Origin of the sequence: Lysobacter arseniciresistens ZS79 (assembly GCF_000768335.1) — a bacterium.
Lineage (GTDB): Bacteria > Pseudomonadota > Gammaproteobacteria > Xanthomonadales > Xanthomonadaceae > Novilysobacter > Novilysobacter arseniciresistens.
Map to the genome: position 1 here is coordinate 1 of NZ_AVPT01000030.1, position 20,073 is coordinate 20,073.

Here is a 20,073-nt window from a genome sequence, read left to right on the forward strand (position 1 = left end):
GACCGAGCGCAGCCAGCACGCCAACCGCGACCGCGCGATGAAGATGCTCGCGGCGAAGCTCTACGAGCTGGAGATCCAGAAGCGCAACGCCGAGCGCGACGCGGTCGAGGCGACCAAGTCCGACATCGGCTGGGGCAGCCAGATCCGCAACTACGTGCTCGACCAGTCGCGGATCAAGGACCTGCGCACCGGCATCGAACGCTCCGACACCCAGAAGGTGCTCGACGGCGATCTCGACGAGTTCGTCGAGGCCAGCCTGAAGTCGGGGCTGGAAGTCGGCGCGAAACGCGCGGACGCGACCTGATCACAGCTCCGTCGCAGGAGCGACGTCAGTCGCGACCCGCCGACCCCACATTTTCCTCCGCGTTCGCGACTCACGTCGCCCTACAACAGCTCCCACGGCAACCCCATGACCGACACCACCCCGCAGCCGCCCGCCGACGACCACAACCAGGACGAGAACCGCCTGATCGCCGAGCGTCGCGCCAAACTCAAGGCGCTGCGCGGACAGGGCGTGGCGTTCCCGAACGATTTCCGCCGCGGTGACTTCGCCGGCGACCTGCAGGCCGAGTACGTCGACGCCGGGCAGTGGACCGCCGAGGCGCTTGAAGGTCTGGAGCGCCACGTTGCCGTCGCCGGCCGCATCCTGCTCAAGCGGGTGATGGGCAAGGCCAGTTTCGTGCAGGTGCAGGACGAGTCCGGCCGGATCCAGCTGTTCCTGCAGGCCAACGCGCTGGGCGATGCCTACGAGGCGTTCAAGGGCTGGGACGTCGGGGACATCGTCGGCGCGGAAGGCACGCTGACCCGCACCCGCACCGGCGAGCTGTCGGTCAAGGTCGCCTCGCTGCGGCTGCTGACCAAGTCGCTGCGGCCGTTGCCGGACAAGTTCCACGGCCTCGCCGACGTCGAGCAGCGCTACCGCCAGCGCTACGTCGACCTGATCGTCTCGCCCGACGCGCGCGACGTGTTCGTCAAGCGCAGCCGAATCATCCGCGCGATGCGCGAGTGGCTCGACAGCCGGCGGTTCCTCGAGGTCGAGACGCCGATGATGCATTACATCCCCGGCGGGGCCACGGCCAAGCCGTTCACCACCCACCACAACGCGCTCGACCTGCAGCTGTACCTGCGCGTCGCGCCGGAGCTGTACCTCAAGCGACTGGTGGTTGGCGGGCTGGAGCGGGTCTACGAAATCAACCGCAACTTCCGCAACGAGGGCGTGTCGACCCGGCACAACCCCGAGTTCACGATGCTGGAGCTGTACGAGGCCTACGCCACCTACAACGAGGTGATGGACCTGACCGAGGGCATGATCCGCGACATCGCCACGTCGGTGCTCGGTACCACGGCGGTGGAATGGGACGGGCAGTCGATCGACCTGGGGCCGGCGTTCCGCCGCTGGTCGATGACCGACGCGGTGCTGGAGCTCAACCCCGAGATCGCCCGCGACGACCTGCGCGACCTCGCGAAGATGCGCGCGCATTGCGAGCGGCTGAAGATCCCGGTCAAGCCGGGTTACGGCTGGGGCAAGTTGCTGCTGGAAGTGTTCGAAAAGACCGTCGAGCACACCCTCGTGCAACCGACGTTCATCACCGACCACCCGGTGGAAGTCAGTCCGCTGGCCCGTGCCAGCGACCGTGACCCCGAGATCACCGACCGCTTCGAGCTGTTCATCGGCGGCAAGGAGCTGGCCAACGGATTCTCCGAGCTCAACGACCCGGAGGACCAGGCGGCACGCTTCCAGGCGCAGGTCGATGCCAAGGCCGGCGGCGACGACGAGGCGATGCACTTCGACGCCGACTACATCCGCGCGCTCGAGGTCGGCCTGCCGCCAACGGGTGGCCTCGGTGTCGGCATCGACCGGCTGGTGATGATGCTGACCGGCTCGGCGTCGATCCGCGACGTGCTGCTGTTCCCGTACATGCGGCCCGGGTCCGCCGGCGCCTGACCGGGCGCCGGGTAGCCCGGCTGTCGGTTTAACGACCCCGCGGGTATCCTCGACCGGGAGTCGGCAAGGTGCACCGGTAGGCGATGAATGTCGTAATCGTTGACGATCAGACCTCCGCCCGGACGATGCTTCGACACATCATCGAGGACATCAGCCCGCAGCTGGCCGTGCACGATTTCGGCGAACCCGACAACGCCCTGAGCTGGTGCGAGGCCAACCACCCGGACCTGCTGCTGCTCGACTACCGCATGCCCGGGATGGACGGGCTCGAGTTCGCCCGCCGCTTCCGTCGCGCCCCGGCGCGGCGCGATGTCCCGATCATCCTGGTGACCGTGGTGGGCGACGAGCCGGTGCGGCAGGCCGCGCTGGATACCGGGGTCATCGACTTTCTGGTCAAGCCGGTGCGCCCGCGGGAGTTGCGGGCGCGTTGCCGCAACCTGCTGCAGCTGCGGCAGCAGTCCGAGAACGTCAAGCAGCGTGCGCTCTCGCTGGAGCAGCGGCTGTTGTCGAGCATGCACGAGGTCGAGGAGCGCGAGCGCGAGACCCTGTCGCGGCTGGCCCGTGCCATCGAGTACCGCGACTGCGGCACCAGCGCCTCGCTGGAGCGGATGTCGCGCATTGCCGGCCTGATCGCCGAGCAGATCGGCCTGTTCGAGGACGAGGTGCGGTTGGTGGAGATGGCCGCGCCGCTGCACGACATCGGCAAGATCGCGATCCCCGATTCGGTGCTGCTCAAGCCGCAGCCGCTGACGGAGGAGGAAACCCGGATCATGCGCGGCCACCCGCGCATCGGCCACGAACTGTTGAGCGGCAGCCAGAACCGCTTTGTCCAGACCGCCGCGATCATCGCGCTGCGCCACCACGAGCGCTTCGACGGCAGCGGCTATCCCGACGGCCTGCGCGGCGAGGAGATCCCGGTGGAGGCGCGCATCGTCGCCGTCGCCGACGTGCTCGACGCGCTGGTTTCGCCGCGCCCGTACAAGCAGGCGTGGAGCCTCGACGACGCGCTGGCGTACATCGTCGAGCAGAGCGGGCGTCTGTTCGATCCGGTGTGTGTCCAGGCGCTGTTCCGGGCGCGCGAGCGGCTGGAGGACATCTGCACGCACCTTTCCTGGACACCCCCGCAGACCGGCAAGGAGTAGCCGCATGAAGCACCTGGTTTCCCGCCTGCTTGCCCGTTTCTCGCAGCGACCGGACAGCGAACACGGGCAGGCCACGGTGCGGATCCTCGTGTTGACGGTGGTGCTGGTGTACCTGCTGCTGCGCGGCGCCGGCGGCACGCTGGACCCGGGCGCGTACACCGCCGTGCTGACACTGGTCGAGATGGGATTCGCGGTCGGCATGGTGCTGCTGGGGTGGATCGCGTACGCGCCGGGCACGTCGCACGTGCGCCGGGTGATCGGGATGATCTCCGACTACGGGCTGATGGCCGCCGCGATGATCCGGATGGGCGAGCCGATCGCCTGGGTCTACGTGATCATCATGTGGGTCACGGTCGGCAACGGCCTGCGCTTCGGCAACCGCTACCTGGTCGCCGCGATCAGCGCCGCCTGTCTCGCGTTCGGCAGCGTGCTCGTGGGCAGCGATTACTGGCGGGAGAACCTGAGCCTCGGCATCGGGCTGCTGCTCGGGCTGGTGGCGATCCCGCTGTACCTGTCGGGGCTGTTGCGGGCGCTGACCGAGGCGACCGGGGAGGCGCGCCGCGCCAACGAGGCCAAGAGCCGCTTCCTCGCCAACATGAGCCACGAGTTCCGGACGCCGCTCAACGGCCTGGCGGGCATGTCGGAAGTGCTTGCCACCACGCGTCTGGACGACGAGCAGCGCGAGTGCCTGGCGACCATCCAGGCATCCACCCGCAGCCTGATGGCGCTGGTGGAGGACGTGCTCGACATCGCCGCGATCGAGGCCGGCAAGGTCAAGCTCAACCGGGTCGATTTCTCGCCGCGCGAGCTGGTCGATGCCATCGGCCTGATCCTGCAACCGCAGGCGCGGGCAAAACAGTTGCGCTACGAGGCTTCGGTTGCCGCCGATGTGCCGGCGCGGGTGCGGGGCGACGCGGGTTACCTGCGGCAGGTGTTGACCAACCTGGCAGGCAATGCGGTGAAGTTCACCGAGAGCGGATCGGTGCGGCTGGAAGTGGAGTGCGTGCCTGCCGCACCCGGCACTACACGGTTGCGCTTCACCGTGGCCGATACCGGTATCGGCATCGCGCCGGAGGTTCGGGAACGGTTGTTCGGCGCCTTCGAGCAGGCCGATGCTGGCCTGGCGCGACGGTATGGCGGCACCGGCCTGGGCACCACGATCGCCAAGGGCCTGACCGAGGCGATGGGCGGCGACATCGGCTTCGAGAGCACGGAAGAGCAGGGAAGCCGGTTCTGGGTCGAGCTGCCGTTCGAGGCGGCTGGCGAGGCGGCGGGCGAGGCAGGCGGAGAGGCTGCCGAGGTGAAGGAACGCGACGTCGCACCCCACGATCCGGGGATGGACGCGGGCGACACGGTGACCGCGGAGAACGTCATCGCGTTTTCCGATCCCTTCCTGCGGCATCGCGTGCGCGTCCGCAGCCTCGAGATCCTCGTCGCCGACGACCACGAGGCCAATCGCATGGTCCTGCAGCGGCTGCTGCAGAAGGCCGGCCACCGGGTGGTCTGCGTCGACGGCGGCGAGCAGGTGCTGGCGGCGCTGGAGACGGGCACCTACGACGCCGTGATCGTCGACCTGCACATGCCGGGGCTGAGCGGACTGGACCTGCTGCGACAGCTGCGGGTGATGGAGGCCGGCGGCGCCACGCGAACGCCCGTGCTGGTGCTCAGTGCGGACGTCACGCCGCAGTCGATCCGCGCCTGTGAGCAGGCGGGCGCGCGTGCGTTCCTCGCCAAGCCGGTCTCCGCCACGCACCTGCTCGACACGCTGGCGGACGTAGCGGCCGGGGTACGGGTCGGGGGGGCGGTCGGCGGTGTGGAACTGCGTGCCCCGTTGCCGTCGCTGGACGGCGTGTTCGACCCGGGCGTGCTGGACGAGTTCGAGGCCCTCGGCCTGGGCGACGAGTTCGAGCGCACGTTCGTATCGCAATGCCTGCGCGATGCCGATGCCTGCCTGGCCGCCTTCGGGCGCGCGGGCGAAGGCGCGGACTGGACCGCTGCACGCGAGCAGGTCCACGCACTGAAGGGCGTCACCGGCAACCTCGGGCTGGTCAGGGTCGCGGCCGCGGCTGGCGACGTCATGGCCATGCCCGACTGGCAACTGTCGCGCGACTGGCGCCAGCAGCTGGGGCTGCTGGGCGCGCATCTCGCGCAGGGTCGACGCGCACTCGAGACCCGTCGGCGCACCCACGGGCATCGCGACGGCGAGGGCTCGCCCTGATCGTCGCGGCCGGTTGCCCGTGCCAGCCCCGCGTCAGTGGGCGACGCCCGACCGCCTCGTCTGCGCCCGCACGATCCGGTCCATCGTCCGCAGGAACTTCTCCCCCAGCGCAAGCGCGGCGTCGACCCACACCCCGGTGATCGCCATCAGCTCCTCACGGGTGACCGGCTGGGCGATGCCGCGCACGGCGTTCAGCGCCAGGTGCGCGGCCGGTGCACGCTGCTGCCGGCGGATCAGGTCGCGCACTGCCGCCTCGCCCTGGCCCTTCGGCACCAGCACGTCGACCACGCCGAGCCGATGGAGCTCGTCGCTGCTGCGCAGGTTGCCGTCGAGGATGAGTGTCTCCGCCACTTGCGGCGACACCCGGCGGCACAGGAACGAGTAGGCACCCATGCCCGGGAACAGGCCGAACAGCACCTCCGGCAGGCCCATGTCGACACCTTCCTCGGCGACGATGGTGTGGCAGGACAGGGCGAGCTCCATGCCGCCGCCGAGCGCGTCGCCCTGCACCAGCGCGATCGTGCGGACGTCGCCGCCGAGGCCGCTGTGCAGGTGGTGGACGCCGTCGACGCAACGGCGTGCGTAGTCCAGCAAAGCCTCGCGGCGGTTCTGCCGGATCAGCCGCGCGAACAGTTCGAGGTCGCCGCCGAGGTTGAACGCCGGCGCGTCGGAAGCGATCACGACGTGTCGCAGCCGGCCGCGCACGCGTAGCGACTCGGGCAGGGTGATCGTCGACAGGTAACTCCACATGTCGTGCATCAGCGCGGTGCGGAAGCACGGGCGCAGGCCCGGGCCGGTATCGGCGTGCATGTAGAGCCAGTGGGCATCACCGTGCAGATCGGACTCGACGCGCAGGGTGGGAAATGCGCATCCGCGCAGGCGTTTCTCCGTCATGCTCATGTTGCGTCCTCGGCTGGCCGCCCGCATTCGAGGTGGGCTGCGGGACGGAGTGATGGAGCCCACGAATCGATGCTACACCCGCGTTCGCGCGGCCACGGACACGCGGCGCGGACAAAAGAAAACCCCTCCGGAGAGGGGCTTTCGGGGTGCTGCGGACGTTGCCGGACGGTCAGTCGGCGCGGGCCTCGTCGCGCAGTTCGCGGCGCAGGATCTTGCCGACGTTGGTCTTGGGCAGCTCCGAGCGGAACTCGACGAAGTGCGGGCGCTTGTAGCCGGTCAGGTTGCCGCGGGCGTGCTGCAGCACCTGCTCGGCGGTCAGCGACGGGTCCTTCTTCACGATGACCACCTTGACCGCCTCGCCGGACTTCTCGTCCGGGACGCCGACCGCGGCGACTTCGAGCACGCCCGGCATCATCGCGATCACGTCCTCGATCTCGTTCGGGTACACGTTGAAGCCCGACACCAGGATCATGTCCTTCTTGCGGTCGACGATGAAGAAGAAACCCTGTTCGTCCATCTTCGCCATGTCGCCGGTGTGCAGCCAGCCGTCGCCGTCGATCGCCTCGGCGGTCTCCTGCGGGCGCTGCCAGTAGCCCTTCATCACCTGTGGGCCCTTGATGCACAGCTCGCCGACTTCGCCGACCGGGAGCATGTTGCCGTCCTCGTCCTTGATGCAGGCGTCGGTGGACGGGATCGGCAGGCCGATTGCACCGTTGTACTCGGCCAGGTCCATCGGGTTGATGCAGGCCGCCGGCGATGTCTCGGTCAGGCCGTAGGCCTCCACCAGCGTGCAGCCGGTGACCTTCTTCCAGCGTTCGGCGACCGAGCGCTGGACCGCCATGCCGCCGCCAAGCGTCAGGTGCAGCGAGGAGAAATCGATCTCGTCGAAACCGGGCGTGTTCAACAGGCCATTGAACAGCGTGTTGACGCCGGTGATGGCGGTGAACTTCACCCCCTTGAGCTCCTTGACGAAGCCGGGCATGTCGCGCGGGTTGGTGATCATGTGGTTCAGGCCGCCGAACTTCATGAAGACCAGGCCGTTCGCCGTCAGCGCGAAGATGTGGTACAGCGGCAGCGCGGTGATGATCACCTCCTGCCCCGGTTTGACGTTGGTGCCCACCCACGCCGCGGCCTGCTGCATGTTCGCCACCAGGTTGCGGTGGGTCAGCATCGCGCCCTTGGCCACGCCGGTGGTGCCGCCGGTGTACTGCAGGAAGGCGATGTCGTCGCTGCCGACCTCGACCTTCGGCAGCGGGTGCCGCGTGCCGGCCGCCAGCGCGTCGCGGAAGCGCACCGCGCCGGGGATCGAGTAGGCCGGCACCATCTTCTTGAGGTGCTTGAGCACGAAGTTGACGACAGGGCCTTTCGGGAAGCCGAGCATGTCGCCCAGACCGGTCGTGATGACCTGCCGCACCGGCGTGTCGGCCAGCACCTGCTGGACGGTGTGGCCGAAGTTGTCGAGCACCAGGATGACGCTCGCACCCGAGTCCACCAGCTGGTGCTTCAACTCGCGCGGGGTGTACATCGGGTTGGTGTTGACCACCGTCATGCCGGCGCGCAGCACGCCGAAGGTGGCGATCGGGTACTGCAGGCAGTTGGGCATCATGATCGCGACGCGATCGCCCTTCTTCAGCCCGAGCTCGCCGAGCAGGTAGGCGGCGAAGCGGGCGCTGAGCTCGTCGATCTCGCCGTAGGTCAGCGTCTTGCCGAGGTTGGCGAACGCGGGCCGTTCGCGGAAATGGTCGATCGCGTTCTCGAGCACGGCGACGACCGAGGAGAACTCGTCCGGGTCGATCTGCGCAGGGACTCCGGCCGGATACTGTTCAAGCCACGGACGTTCGGCACTCATTGCATTCCCCCTGCGATCGCTGCGTTCTGGTTCTTTCCGGCCTGCCACGGCATCTTCGATGCGTGCAAGTATGGTCCGGTCGATTGGAGCATAGCCCCCGGGGGCTGGCAATAACTGGACGGGCGTCGGCGATCGCCGGACGGCCCTCCGGGAAGACGGGAGATTGGGTCATGTCTAATCATTTGCGTGGCTGGCTGCTGGTGGCGCTGGCGTTGTGCCTGGCGCTGGCCGGCTGCGCCCGCGAGCAGGACGAGGCCGCGCTGCGCGAGGCGGTGTCCTCGCTGGAAACGGCGATCGAGCAGCGCGATGCGTCGGCGGTGGAGGATGCGCTAACGCCGGACTTCATCGGTCCCGACGGCCTGGATCGCGACGGCGCGCGCCGCCTCGCGGCGCTGGTGTTCCTGCGTCACCGGGAGGTCGCCGTACGTCCCGGGCCGCTCACCGTCGAGATGGGTGACGGCCATGCACGGGTCGACTTCAGCGCGGTGGTGACCGGGGGCGCCGGCCGCGCGCTTCCCGAGGCTGCCCGGATCTACGGGGTGCGCACCGCGTGGCGGGTGGAGGATGGCGAGTGGCGGCTGGTCAGCGCGGAGTGGTCGCCCGGCGTCTGACGCGACGCGGCCGGTCCATCCGCCAGCGGCGTGCCGAAACGGAAACGGGCGACCGAAGTCGCCCGTCCCGTATCACATGCTGGCGTCGATGACGCTCAGGCGGCCTTGCGCGCCAGCTGGCGCAGCACGTAGTGCAGGATGCCGCCGTGGCGGAAGTACTCGACTTCCTTCGGCGTCAGCAGCATCACGTGCACCTCGAAGCGCTTCTCGCTGCCGTCGGCCTTGCGGGCAATGACGGTCGCGCGCCTGGCGGCGCCGTCCTGCAGGCCGGTCACGTCGATCGTCTCCGAACCGTCCAGACCGTGGGTCTGCGCGTTCTCGCCTTCGAGGAACTGCAGCGGCAGCACGCCCATGCCGACCAGGTTGGAACGATGGATGCGCTCGAAGCTCTCGGCCACGACCGCCTTCACGCCCAGCAGGTTGGTGCCCTTGGCCGCCCAGTCGCGCGACGAGCCGGTGCCGTACTCCTTGCCCGCGAACACCACCAGCGGGGTGCCCTCGGCCTTGTACTTCATGGCCGCGTCGTAGATCGCCATGCGCTCGCCGGCACCGCCGTCCTTCGCGTAGTAGAGGGTGTTGCCGCCTTCCTCGCCACCCATCATCAGGTTCTTGATGCGGATGTTGGCGAAGGTGCCGCGGACCATCACGTCGTCGTTGCCGCGACGGCTGCCGTAGCTGTTGAAGTCGGCCGGCTGCACGCCGCGCGACTGCAGGAACTTGCCCGCCGGCGAGTCCTTCTTGATGTTGCCGGCCGGCGAGATGTGGTCGGTGGTGATCGAGTCGCCGAACAGGCCCATGACGCGGGCGCCGCGGACGTCCTCGATGGCGCCGACGTCCATCGTCATGCCGTCGAAGTAGGGCGGGTTCTTGATGTAGGTCGAGGCCTCGTCCCACTTGAACGACTCGCCTTCCGGCGAGGCGATCGCGTTCCAGCGGCTGTCGCCCTTGAACACGTCGGCGTAGTTCTGCGCGAACAGCTCCGGCCCGACGGTGGCGGCGATCACGTCGCCGATCTCCTTGTTGCTCGGCCAGATGTCGCGCAGGTAGACGTCGTTGCCGTCGCGGTCCTTGCCCAGCGGCTCGGTGGTCAGGTCGATGTCGACCGTGCCGGCGATCGCGTAGGCGACCACCAGCGGCGGCGAGGCGAGGTAGTTCATCTTCACTTCGGAGTGCACGCGGCCCTCGAAGTTGCGGTTGCCCGACAGCACCGAGGCGACCGCCAGGTCGTTCTCGGCGATGCCCTTCGACACCGCTTCCGGCAGCGGGCCGGAGTTGCCGATACAGGTGGTGCAGCCGTAGCCGACGACGAAGAAGCCGAGCTTCTCGAGGTCGGTCAGCACGCCGGCCTTTTCGAGGTAGTCGGTGACCACGCGCGAACCGGGGCCGAGCGACGGCTTGACCCACGGCGCCGAGGTCAGGCCCTTGGCGGCGGCGTTGCGCGCCAGCAGGCCGGCGCCGAGCATCACCGCCGGGTTGGAGGTGTTGGTGCAGGAGGTGATCGCGGCGATCACCACCGAGCCGTCACGCAGCTCGACGTCCTGGTCCTGGATGTTGATCTTCGAGCACACCGGCTTGGCCGCCAGGCGCTCGGCCTGCGGCTGGCCGCCGCCTTCCTTCTCGAAGCGCTGGATCTGGCGGTCCGTGGGCGCACGGTTGGCGACCAGCGGGCCGACGTTCTTGCGGAAGTTGGCCTGCATGTCCGACAGCAGCACGCGGTCCTGCGGGCGCTTGGGACCGGCCAGCGACGGCTTGACCTCGCCCATGTCGAGCTCGAGCGTGGCCGAGTAGCTGGCCTCCGGCGCACCCGGTTCGTGCCACATGCCCTGGGCCTTGGCGTAGGCCTCGACCAGCGCGATCTGCTCCTCGCTGCGGCCCGACAGGCGCAGGTAGCGCACCGCCTCCGCGTCGACCGGGAAGATGCCGCAGGTGGCGCCGTACTCGGGCGCCATGTTGGCGATCGTCGCACGGTCGGCCAGCGGCAGGTGCTGCAGTCCGTCGCCGAAGAACTCGACGAACTTGCCGACCACGCCATGGGCGCGGAGCATCTGGGTGACGGTCAGCACCAGGTCGGTGGCGGTGGCGCCCTCCGGCAGCTTGCCGGTCAGCTTGAAGCCGACCACCTGCGGGATCAGCATCGACGACGGCTGGCCCAGCATCGCGGCTTCGGCCTCGATACCGCCGACGCCCCAGCCCAGCACGCCGATGCCGTTGATCATCGTGGTGTGGCTGTCGGTGCCGAACACGGTGTCCGGGAAGGCCAGCAACTGGCCATCGACCTCGCGCTCCATGACCACGCGGGCGAGGTTCTCCAGGTTCACCTGGTGGACGATGCCGGTGTTGGGCGGCACCACCTTGAAGTTCTCCAGCGCCTTCTGACCCCAGCGCAGGAAGCTGTAGCGCTCGGCGTTGCGCTCGAATTCGATCTTGCCGTTGAGGTCCAGCGCGTCCGGGCGGCCGAACACGTCGACCTGCACCGAGTGGTCGATGACCAGCTCGGACGGGATCTGCGGGTTGATCTGCCCCGCATTGCCACCCAGCCGGCTCACCGCGTCGCGCATGGCGGCGAAGTCGACCACGCACGGCACGCCGGTGAAGTCCTGCAGGACGACGCGGGCCGGCATGAAGGCGATCTCGGTGTCCGGCTCGGCCTTGGCGTCCCACTTGGCGACCGCCTCGATGTGCTCCTTGCCGACCGTCATGCCGCCATCCTCGTGGCGCAGCAGGTTCTCCAGCAGGATCTTCATCGAGTAGGGCAGCTTGCCCAGGTCGAACTGCTTGCCCAGGGTCGGCAGGCTGAAATAGGTGTAGGACTTGCCGTTGACGTCGAGTTGCGCGCGGGTGGCGAAGGAGTCGGCCATTGGGAGCTCCGTGGCTGGGGGGCAGCAAAGGGAAGACGCGGGAAGCTGCGGGACGCCGCGTCCGAGCCCCGTAATTATGCCGGATTCAGTGTTTTCCTGCCGGAACGAAGTGTTCGCCGGCAGGCCACGCGGGGCCTAGCGCAGTTGCGCCTCGACCGCCTCCAGCATCGCCTTGCGGCGCAACAGGAAGTCCCACAGGCTACCGCCCAGCTGGCGCCACAGCACGGCCGAACGGACCGCCGCCAGCAGTACCGCGCGGACCTCGGCGACCACCGACGGCTGGCCGAGATAGTGCGGGTTGCCCTGCACCAGTACCCGCGGGCGCAGGTGGCTGAGGGTGTCGGCGTACAGCGCGCCGAGCGCCGAGAGCACCTCGGGGTGGGTGCTGCCGGACGCCTCGGCGGTGGCGGCCTGCGCGCGGATGCCGCGGACGACCTTGTCGGCCATCGCGTCGTCGCGGACGAAACGCCGCTCCAGCTGCATCACCGCCAGTGCGAGGCGGGGCAGCTGCTCGTCGCGGGCGCGGCTGCCGAAGTAGTCGCGCAGCAGGGTCAGGCCGGGGCGCAGCGCCGCACGGCCACCGTAGACGGCTTCGGGTGACTCGGCGTCGATCCGGAAGATCGAATCCAGCGAGGTCGCCAGCACGCTCTCGTTGGCCTGCCCGGTGTCGGCGATCCGCCTGACCTGGGCCAGCGCCTGGGCCAGGCCGGCCAGGGCGAGCACGCGGTCGGAAATCGGGTCGGCGGAGTCGGTCATGGCGTCTGGCTCTTGAGGCGTAGTTCGAGTGGAGCGTCGGTGGTGGCGATCACCGCGCCGCCGAGGCAGTCGTCGCCGTCGTACAGCACCAGCGACTGGCCGGGCGTCACTGCACGTTGGGGGCGGTCGAAGTGGACTTCCAGCGTGCCGTCGTCGTTGACGGTGACTTCGCAGGCTTCGTCGGCCTGGCGGTAGCGGGTCTGCGCGGTACAGTCGAAGCGCGCGGCCGGCGCCGATCCGGCGACCCAGTGGGCGGGTTCCGACCACAGCTGTTGCGATTGCAGCCACGGGTTGTCGTGACCCTGCTCGACATACAGCACGTTGCCGGCGACGTCCTTGCCGACCACGTACCACGGCGCCGCGGCGAACCCGCGCACGCCGCCGAGGTTCAGCCCCTCGCGCTGGCCGAGGGTGAAATAGAAGACGCCGGGGTGTTCGCCCACCACGCGCCCGTCCGGCGTCTGCATCGGGCCCGGACGCGCCGGCAGGTAGCGGCCGAGGAACTCGCGGAAGTCGCGCTCGCCGATGAAGCAGATCCCGGTCGAGTCCTTCTTGGCGGCGGTCGGCAGGCCGGCCTCGGTGGCGATCCGACGGACCTGCGCCTTCGGCAGCCCGCCCAGCGGGAAGCGCGTCGCCGACAGCTGGGCCTGGCCGAGCTGGTGCAGGAAGTAGCTCTGGTCCTTGCCGCGGTCGACGCCGCGCAGCAGGTGCCAGCGGCTGCCGCGCTGCTCGACCCGGGCGTAGTGGCCGGTGGCGATTGATTCGGCGCCCAGTTCGCGGGCGGCGTCGAGGAAGTGCTTGAACTTGATCTCGCGGTTGCACAGCACGTCCGGGTTGGGCGTGCGGCCGGCGGCGTACTCGGCGAGGAAGTGCTCGAACACCCCGCGCCAGTACTCGCCCGAGAAGTCGCGGAAGTGGATCGGGATGCCGAGCCTGCCGGCGACCGCGACGGCGTCGCGCCGGTCGTCCTCGGCGCGGCAGTCACCGCTGCCGTCCTCGGCCCAGTTCTGCATGAACAGCCCCGCGATGGGCTCGCCGGCGTCGCGCAACAGCAGTGCCGCGACCGAGGAATCGACGCCGCCGGACAGCCCGACGATCGTCCGCGCACCGCCGTGGGTGCCGGGTCGTGGGGACGCCGTGCTCATGCCAGCTGCCGGGCGAGGTCGAGCGGGTAGCGGCGGCCGCCCAGGTAGTCCGCCGCGCTGCGCCAGACCAGCGGGCTGCGGTGGCGCGCCGCCTGTTGTTGCAGTTCGGCCGGGGTCAGCCACAGCGCCTGCACGATGCCGTCGTCCAGTAGGCGGTCGGGGTCGTGCCGCACCGGCTCGGCGGCGAAGGTGAAGCGCAGGTAGTGGCGACCGGGCCGGTCCGGCTGGTCCGGCGATTTCCACTGGCAGGCGCCGACGAACGCGGTCAGCCGGACGTGCCAGCCGGTTTCCTCCAGCGTCTCGCGCAGGGCGGCGTCGAGCAGGCTCTCGTCCGGCTCCAGGTGCCCGGCCGGCTGGTTGAGTACCTGCCGGCCACCGGCCATTTCCTCGACCATCAGCAACCGCCCGTCGTGCACCACCACGGTGGCGACGGTGACGTCGGGTTGCCAGAAACGGCCTTCGCGATAGCTCAAGACTGGTTGCGCGGTGGGGAGTGGCGGCCATTCTGCCCGCCGCGGCGCGCGGGCGTCCATTGCCCGCGCAGTCCTATAATCCGCGCCATGCCCCGATCACCCGAACACGAGCACGACCACCACCACGGCGCCCTGGTCGAAACCGGCAAGCCGGAAGTCGCCCGGCCGCCGCTGTACTCGGTGCTGCTGCTCAACGATGACTACACCCCGATGGACTTCGTGGTCGAGGTGCTGATGCGGTTCTTCCCGATGACCGCCGAGAAGGCGACCCAGATCATGCTCCACGTGCACACGCGCGGGCGTGGCGTTTGCGGGGTGTTCACGCGTGAAGTGGCGGAATCGAAGGTGGCACAGGTCAACGAGTTCTCGCGGCTCAACCAGCACCCCCTCTTGTGCACCATGGAGAAAGCGTGACAGAGGGCCTGACTCCGGCGGTTGATTCGTTGGATAAATGGAAGCGCAACCGGACTCGGCCCGACCCGTCCCGGCGACAGGGGTGACATGGAAAAGCGTGCGGCCACCCCCATCTAGGACCGCAACAGCTTTCAGAGGTTTTCCAATGTTCAGCAAGGACCTGGAGTTCAGCATCGGCCAGTGCTACAAGCGTGCCCGCGAGGCGCGCCACGAGTACATGACGGTCGAGCACCTGCTGCTGGCGCTGCTCGACAACCCGTCGGCCGAGACCGTGCTCAAGGCCTGCAGCGCCGACTTCCCGCGGCTGCGCGGGGACCTGGAACAGGCGATCGCGACCTCGGTCTCGGTGCTGCCCGACGACATCGACCGCGACACCCAGCCGACGCTCGGTTTCCAGCGCGTGCTGCAGCGCGCGGTCTACCACGTGCAGTCCTCCGGCAAGAAGGAAGTCACCGGCGCCAACGTGCTGGTGGCGATCTTCGGCGAAAAGGACTCGCACGCCGTCTACTACCTCAACCAGCAGGACATCGCCCGGCTGGACGTGGTGAACTTCCTCTCGCATGGCATCGCCAAGCAGGGCGACGGCGACGCGCACCCGGCCGAGACGGACGCCCCGTCGGTCGAGGGCGAGGAGGGCAAGGCCGAGGCGCTGGAGGAGTTCGCGGTCAACCTCAACCAGCTGGCCCGCGACGGCAAGATCGACCCGCTGGTGGGCCGTGCCGAGGAGGTCGAACGGACCATCCAGGTGCTCTGCCGCCGGCGCAAGAACAACCCGCTGTACGTCGGCGAGGCCGGCGTCGGCAAGACCGCGATCGCAGAAGGCCTCGCAAAGCGCATCGTGGATGGCGAGGTGCCCGAGGTGCTGGAGGACGCGACCATCTACGCGCTCGACCTCGGCGCGCTGGTCGCCGGCACCAAGTACCGCGGCGACTTCGAGAAGCGCCTGAAGGCGGTGCTCGCCCAGATGAAGAAGATCGAGGGCGCGGTGCTGTTCATCGACGAGATCCACACCATCATCGGTGCGGGTTCCGCGTCCGGCGGCACGATGGATGCGAGCAACCTGATCAAGCCCGCGCTGTCGTCGGGCGAACTGCGCTGCATCGGCTCGACGACGTTCCAGGAGTACCGCGGCATCTTCGAGAAGGACCGTGCGCTCGCCCGGCGCTTCCAGAAGATCGACATCGTGGAACCGACCGTCGGCGAGGCGTTCGAGATCCTGCAGGGGCTGCGGCCGAAGTACGAGGCCCACCACGGCGTGACCTACGCCGACGACGCGCTGCAGGCGGCGGTCGACCTGTCGGTCAAGCACATCGGCGACCGGCTGCTGCCGGACAAGGCGATCGACGTGATCGACGAGGCCGGCGCGCGCCAGCGGCTGCTGCCGGAAAACGTGCGCAAGGCCAACATCGACGTCGAGGAGATCGAGACGATCGTCGCCAAGATGGCGCGGATCCCGGCCAAGCAGGTCTCGGCGACCGACAAGGACGTGCTGCGCAACCTCGAGCGCAACCTCAAGATGGTGATCTTCGGGCAGGACCCGGCGATCGAGTCGCTGACCGCGGCGATCAAACTGGCCCGCTCGGGCCTCGGCAACCCCGAGAAGCCGATCGGCAACTTCCTGTTCGCCGGCCCCACCGGCGTCGGCAAGACCGAGGTGACCCGCCAGCTCGCGCTGCAGCTGGGGATCGAGCTGGTCCGCTTCGACATGTCCGAATACATGGAGCCGCACTCGGTCAGCCGCCTGATCGGTGCGCCCCCGGGCTATGTCGGCTTCGACCAGGGCGGCCTGCTGACCGAGAAGATCGTCAAGACGCCGCATTGCGTGCTGCTGCTGGACGAGGTCGAGAAAGCGCACCCGGACATCTTCAACATCCTGCTGCAGGTGATGGACCGCGGCACGCTGACCGACACCAACGGCCGCGAGGCGAACTTCCGCAACGTGATCCTGGTGATGACCACCAATGCCGGTGCCGCGCAGGCCTCGCGCCGGTCGATCGGCTTCACCAAGCAGGACCACAGCACCGACGCGATGGAGGTGATCCGCAAGGGCTTCACCCCGGAGTTCCGCAACCGGCTGGACGCGGTGGTGCAGTTCCAGGCGCTGGGCTTCGAACACATCCTGCGGGTGGTCGACAAGTTCCTGATCGAGCTGGAGGCGCAGCTGCACGAGAAGGACGTGGCGCTCAACGCCACTCCGGAGGCGCGCGACTGGCTGGCCCAGCACGGCTTCGACCCGATGATGGGCGCCCGCCCGATGGCGCGGGTGATCCAGGAGAAGATCAAGCGCCCGCTGGCCGACGAACTGCTGTTCGGCAAACTCGTGGGCGGCGGCCGGGTCTCGATCGACGTGCGCGATGGCGAGCTGGTGGTCGACGCGCAGGCCGAGCCGGAGAGGCTGCTGCCGGCGACGGTTTGATCGATCGATACGCGCAAACAAGAAAGGCGGCCAATGGCCGCCTTTTCTTTCAATTGGTTACCGCGATTACTTCATGCGGTAGGTGATGCGACCCTTGGTCAGGTCGTACGGGGTCATCTCCACCTTGACCTTGTCGCCGGTGAGGATGCGGATGTAGTTCTTGCGCATCCGCCCGGAGATGTGGGCGATGATCTCGTGCCCGTTTTCGAGGCGCACACGGAACATGGTGTTCGGAAGGGTTTCCGCCACCGTGCCCTCGAATTCGATCACGTCGTCTTTTGCCATGTGTTTCCTGGTTGCTGCGTCAGGCGGCGCAAAATGCGGCCGCGAAGCCGGGCATTCTGCCACGACGCGCCGGATCAGGCAAAAGTGCGTTGCCGCCGCTTCAGGCCAGTGCCGCGGCGGGCAGGGTGCCGAACCGGCCGGACCAGCTGTCCGCGCTGCCAGGCGCGGCCACCAGCACCGCCAGCGTCTGCAGGAACCGCTCGCGCGGCCACGCTTCCGCGCCCAGGCTGCGCAGGTGCGGGTTGCCGACCTGGGCGTCGAGCAGCGGCCAGCCCCACTCGCGCAGGCGATGGCACAGGCCGGCCAGCGCGACCTTCGAGCCGCCGGATTCGGCGCTGAACATGCTTTCGCCGAAGAACATCCGGCCGATCGCCACGCCGTAGAGCCCGCCGACGAGCCGCCCGCCGTCGCGAACCTCGATCGAATGCGCGTGGCCCAGGTGGTGCAGGTGCACGTAGGCCGCGCGCATCGCCGGGGTGATCCAGGTGCCGGGCTGGTCGCGCCGCGGGATCGAGGCGCAGGCGTCGATGACCGCCCCGAACGCGGTGTCGGCCCGGACCGTCCACGGCGAGTTGCGCAGGCTCCGGCGGAACCGCGACGACAGCCGCACGCCGTCGGTTCGGAACACGGTGCGCGGGTCGGGCGACCACCACAGCAGCGGCTGGCCCTCGGAGTACCACGGGAACACCCCGGCGGCGTAGGCGTTGAGCAGCCGCACCGGGGACAGGTCGCCGCCCATCGCCAGCAGGCCGTCGGGCTCGGCCAGCGCGGTGCCCGGGTCGGGGAACGGCGCCGTGGGGTCGGCCGGGAGCTCAGGTAGCCGGATCGGCATGTCCGCCGTCCTCCGGTGAGCCCGTCTTGAACGGCGAACGCATCGCCAGCGTGGCGGCGTAGCGGCGTACCGACCCGGCCTCCGCTTCGCACCACGGCCGCAGCGCTTCCCGGAATGCCGGGTGCGCGATCCAGTGGCGGCTGCGCACCGGCCGCGGCAGGAACCCGCGCGCCAGCTTGTGTTCGCCCTGCGCGCCGGGCTCGAAGCGGGCCAGGCCTTCGCGCAGGCAGTACTCGATGCCCTGGTAGTAGCAGGTCTCGAAATGCAGCCCGGGCACCGTTTCGGTGGCGCCCCAGTAGCGGCCGTACAGGGTGTCGCCGCCGCGCAGGCACAGTGCGCCGGCCACCGCTTCGCCGCCGGAACGCTCGGCGATGACCAGCACCAGCGCCCGCGGCGTGGTCGCGGCGAGGTGGTGCAGGAAGGGCAGGGTCAACGCGGGGTGGTTGCCGTACTCGGCGAAGGTCTGCAGGTAGAAGCGGTGCATCGTCGCAAGGTCGGCGGCGGTCGCGTCGCGGCCGTCGACCACCCGGAAGCCGAGGCCGGCCCGGGCGACCTTCGCCCGTTCCTGCCGGATGTTCTTGCGATGGCGATGGTCGAACGCGGCGAGGTAGTCGGCGAAATCGCGCCAGCCGGCCTCGTTGTGCCACTGGTACTGCACGTCGGTCCGCGGCAGCCAGTCGTCGCCGAAGTCCGCATCCTCGGCTGCGGTGTGGAAGTTGACGTGGGCCGACGACAGCCCGGCACGTTCCGCTTCCGACACCATCGCCGCCAGCAGCGCCCGGCGGTCTTCCGCGGTGGCCGCCAGCAGGCGCGGGCCGGTCACGGGCGAGTAGGGCACCGCGCACAGGTGCTTGGGGAAGTAGTCCAGCCCGTGCTGGGCGTAGGCGTGCGCCCAGGCATGGTCGAACACGAACTCGCCGTGGGAGTTGTGCTTGAGGTAGCCCGGCGCGGCGGCCACCAGCGCGCCATCGCGCCACAGGGTCAGGTGGCGCGGCGTCCAGCCCCAGTCGCCGCGCACGCAGCCGTGTGCCTCGAGCCCCGCGAGGAAGGCGTGGGCGACGAACGGGTTGCGACCGTCGTGCAGCGCGTCCCACGCGCCGGCGGGAACCGTGTCGAGGCGGTCGAGGAACCGGATCCCGGACATGCCGTGGCCGCGGACGCCGCCCGGCGGGGCCGGGCGAGCGGCCTACTCGCCCAGGTCGAGGAACTTCTCGGCGTCCAGCGCGGCCATGCAGCCGAAACCGGCCGAGGTGATCGCCTGGCGGTAGACCTGGTCGGCCACGTCGCCGGCCGCGAATACGCCCTCGACCGACGTCTGGGTCGCGTTGCCGGCCAGTCCGGACGTGATCTGCAGATAGCCGTTCTTCATTTCCAGCTGGCCCTCGAACAGCGATGTGTTCGGGGTATGGCCGATCGCGACGAAGAAACCGTTGACCGCGATCTCGCGGGTTGTGTCGTCCTTGGTCGAGCGCAGGCGCATGCCGGTGACGCCGGAGTCGTCGCCCAGCACCTCGTCGACGGTGTGGTCCCAGACCAGCTCGATCTTGCCCGCCTGGGCCTTGGCGAACAGCTTGTCCTGCAGGATCTTCTCGGCGCGCAGGCTGTCGCGGCGGTGCACGAGATACACCTTGCGCGCGATGTTGGACAGGTACAGCGCCTCTTCGACCGCGGTGTTGCCGCCGCCGATCACCGCCACGTCCTGCTCCTTGTAGAAGAAGCCGTCGCAGGTGGCGCAGGCCGACACGCCCTTGCCCATGTACTTCTGCTCGGACTCGATGCCCAGGTACTTGGCGCTGGCGCCGGTGGCGATGACCAGCGCGTCGCAGGTGTACTCGCCGTTGTCGCCGGTCAGCCGGAACGGGCGGCGCGACAGGTCGGCGCTGTGGATGTGGTCGAACACCACCTCGGTGTCGAAGCGCTCGGCGTGCGCCTGCATGCGCGCCATCAGGTCCGGACCCATCAGTCCGTGGGCGTCGCCCGGCCAGTTGTCGACCTCGGTGGTCGTCATCAGCTGGCCGCCCATCTGCAGGCCGGTGATCACCAGCGGCTTGAGGTTCGCGCGGGCGGCGTAGACGGCCGAGGTCCAGCCGGCGGGGCCGGAGCCGAGGATGATCAGGCGGGCGTGCTTGCTTGGGGTCATGGGTATAATCGCGGCTTGGGCGGGACGCGCCGTTGGGGCGCGAAAACAAGGCCGCGACTCTGCCTGATGCAGTGCTTGCGCGACCGGCT

Annotated in this window: 17 protein-coding genes; 7 read left to right on the plus strand and 10 right to left on the minus strand. The window is 69.1% G+C overall.

Annotated features, from left to right (window positions below):
- The 4 genes from N799_RS11905 to N799_RS11920 all read left to right on the plus strand — a co-directional run.
- A partial coding sequence (locus N799_RS11905) for a peptide chain release factor-like protein (RefSeq protein WP_036212767.1) occupies nt 1-304 on the plus strand: 304 nt, incomplete at its 5' end.
- Between the two features lie 105 nt (nt 305-409).
- Complete coding sequence (gene lysS, locus N799_RS11910; RefSeq protein ID WP_036212769.1) at nt 410-1,945, plus strand: lysine--tRNA ligase; 1,536 nt, start codon at nt 410-412, stop codon at nt 1,943-1,945.
- A gap of 83 nt (nt 1,946-2,028) precedes the next feature.
- Nucleotides 2,029-3,087: a response regulator gene (locus tag N799_RS11915; RefSeq protein ID WP_036212771.1), complete on the plus strand. Its 1,059-nt coding sequence runs from the start codon at nt 2,029-2,031 to the stop codon at nt 3,085-3,087.
- Nucleotides 3,088-3,091: 4 nt separating this feature from the next.
- Nucleotides 3,092-5,305, plus strand: a complete 2,214-nt coding sequence (locus N799_RS11920) for an ATP-binding protein (RefSeq protein ID WP_036212774.1) — start codon at nt 3,092-3,094, stop codon at nt 5,303-5,305.
- Nucleotides 5,306-5,338: 33 nt separating this feature from the next.
- On the opposite strand, the gene N799_RS11925 is transcribed toward N799_RS11920, so the two are convergent.
- Complete coding sequence (locus N799_RS11925; protein WP_036212777.1) at nt 5,339-6,205, minus strand: crotonase/enoyl-CoA hydratase family protein; 867 nt, start codon at nt 6,203-6,205, stop codon at nt 5,339-5,341.
- A gap of 169 nt (nt 6,206-6,374) precedes the next feature.
- Nucleotides 6,375-8,054: a long-chain fatty acid--CoA ligase gene (locus tag N799_RS11930; protein ID WP_036212780.1), complete on the minus strand. Its 1,680-nt coding sequence runs from the start codon at nt 8,052-8,054 to the stop codon at nt 6,375-6,377.
- Nucleotides 8,055-8,224: 170 nt separating this feature from the next.
- On the opposite strand from N799_RS11930, the gene N799_RS11935 reads away from it, so the two are divergent.
- On the plus strand, nt 8,225-8,665 hold the full coding sequence (locus tag N799_RS11935) for a Cif family virulence factor (RefSeq protein ID WP_036212783.1): 441 nt from the start codon (nt 8,225-8,227) through the stop codon (nt 8,663-8,665).
- 95 nt (nt 8,666-8,760) lie between these two features.
- On the opposite strand, the gene acnA is transcribed toward N799_RS11935, so the two are convergent.
- From acnA to N799_RS11955, 4 genes are all read right to left on the minus strand, one after another.
- Complete coding sequence (gene acnA, locus N799_RS11940; RefSeq protein ID WP_036212786.1) at nt 8,761-11,523, minus strand: aconitate hydratase AcnA; 2,763 nt, start codon at nt 11,521-11,523, stop codon at nt 8,761-8,763.
- Nucleotides 11,524-11,658: 135 nt separating this feature from the next.
- Nucleotides 11,659-12,279: a high frequency lysogenization protein HflD gene (gene hflD, locus N799_RS11945; protein WP_036212789.1), complete on the minus strand. Its 621-nt coding sequence runs from the start codon at nt 12,277-12,279 to the stop codon at nt 11,659-11,661.
- Complete coding sequence (mnmA, locus tag N799_RS11950) at nt 12,276-13,424, minus strand: tRNA 2-thiouridine(34) synthase MnmA (RefSeq protein WP_052101513.1); 1,149 nt, start codon at nt 13,422-13,424, stop codon at nt 12,276-12,278. The genes hflD and mnmA overlap by 4 nt, the downstream gene beginning before the upstream one ends.
- Entirely contained in the window at nt 13,421-13,897 is a 477-nt protein-coding gene (locus N799_RS11955) for an NUDIX hydrolase (RefSeq protein ID WP_036212793.1), read from the minus strand. Before N799_RS11955 ends, mnmA begins: the two co-directional genes overlap by 4 nt.
- 87 nt (nt 13,898-13,984) lie before the next feature.
- Between N799_RS11955 and clpS the strand changes: the two genes are divergently transcribed.
- Nucleotides 13,985-14,311, plus strand: coding sequence for an ATP-dependent Clp protease adapter ClpS (gene clpS / locus N799_RS11960; protein ID WP_036212796.1), 327 nt, complete (start codon nt 13,985-13,987; stop codon nt 14,309-14,311).
- 145 nt (nt 14,312-14,456) lie between these two features.
- A complete protein-coding gene (gene clpA, locus N799_RS11965; protein WP_036212799.1) occupies nt 14,457-16,727 on the plus strand; it encodes an ATP-dependent Clp protease ATP-binding subunit ClpA in 2,271 nt (756 codons plus the stop codon).
- Between the two features lie 66 nt (nt 16,728-16,793).
- Here clpA and infA read toward each other — a convergent pair whose 3' ends face one another.
- From infA to trxB, 4 genes are all read right to left on the minus strand, one after another.
- Nucleotides 16,794-17,012, minus strand: a complete 219-nt coding sequence (gene infA, locus N799_RS11970) for a translation initiation factor IF-1 (RefSeq protein WP_031372296.1) — start codon at nt 17,010-17,012, stop codon at nt 16,794-16,796.
- Between the two features lie 100 nt (nt 17,013-17,112).
- Nucleotides 17,113-17,844: a leucyl/phenylalanyl-tRNA--protein transferase gene (gene aat, locus N799_RS11975; RefSeq protein ID WP_036212802.1), complete on the minus strand. Its 732-nt coding sequence runs from the start codon at nt 17,842-17,844 to the stop codon at nt 17,113-17,115.
- Nucleotides 17,825-18,988, minus strand: a complete 1,164-nt coding sequence (locus N799_RS11980; RefSeq protein WP_036212805.1) for a GNAT family N-acetyltransferase — start codon at nt 18,986-18,988, stop codon at nt 17,825-17,827. Before N799_RS11980 ends, aat begins: the two co-directional genes overlap by 20 nt.
- A 42-nt stretch (nt 18,989-19,030) precedes the next feature.
- The gene (trxB, locus tag N799_RS11985) at nt 19,031-19,984 is read right to left on the minus strand and encodes a thioredoxin-disulfide reductase (RefSeq protein WP_036212807.1); all 954 of its coding nucleotides are present in this window, start codon (nt 19,982-19,984) and stop codon (nt 19,031-19,033) included.
- Nucleotides 19,985-20,073 lie beyond the last annotated feature (89 nt).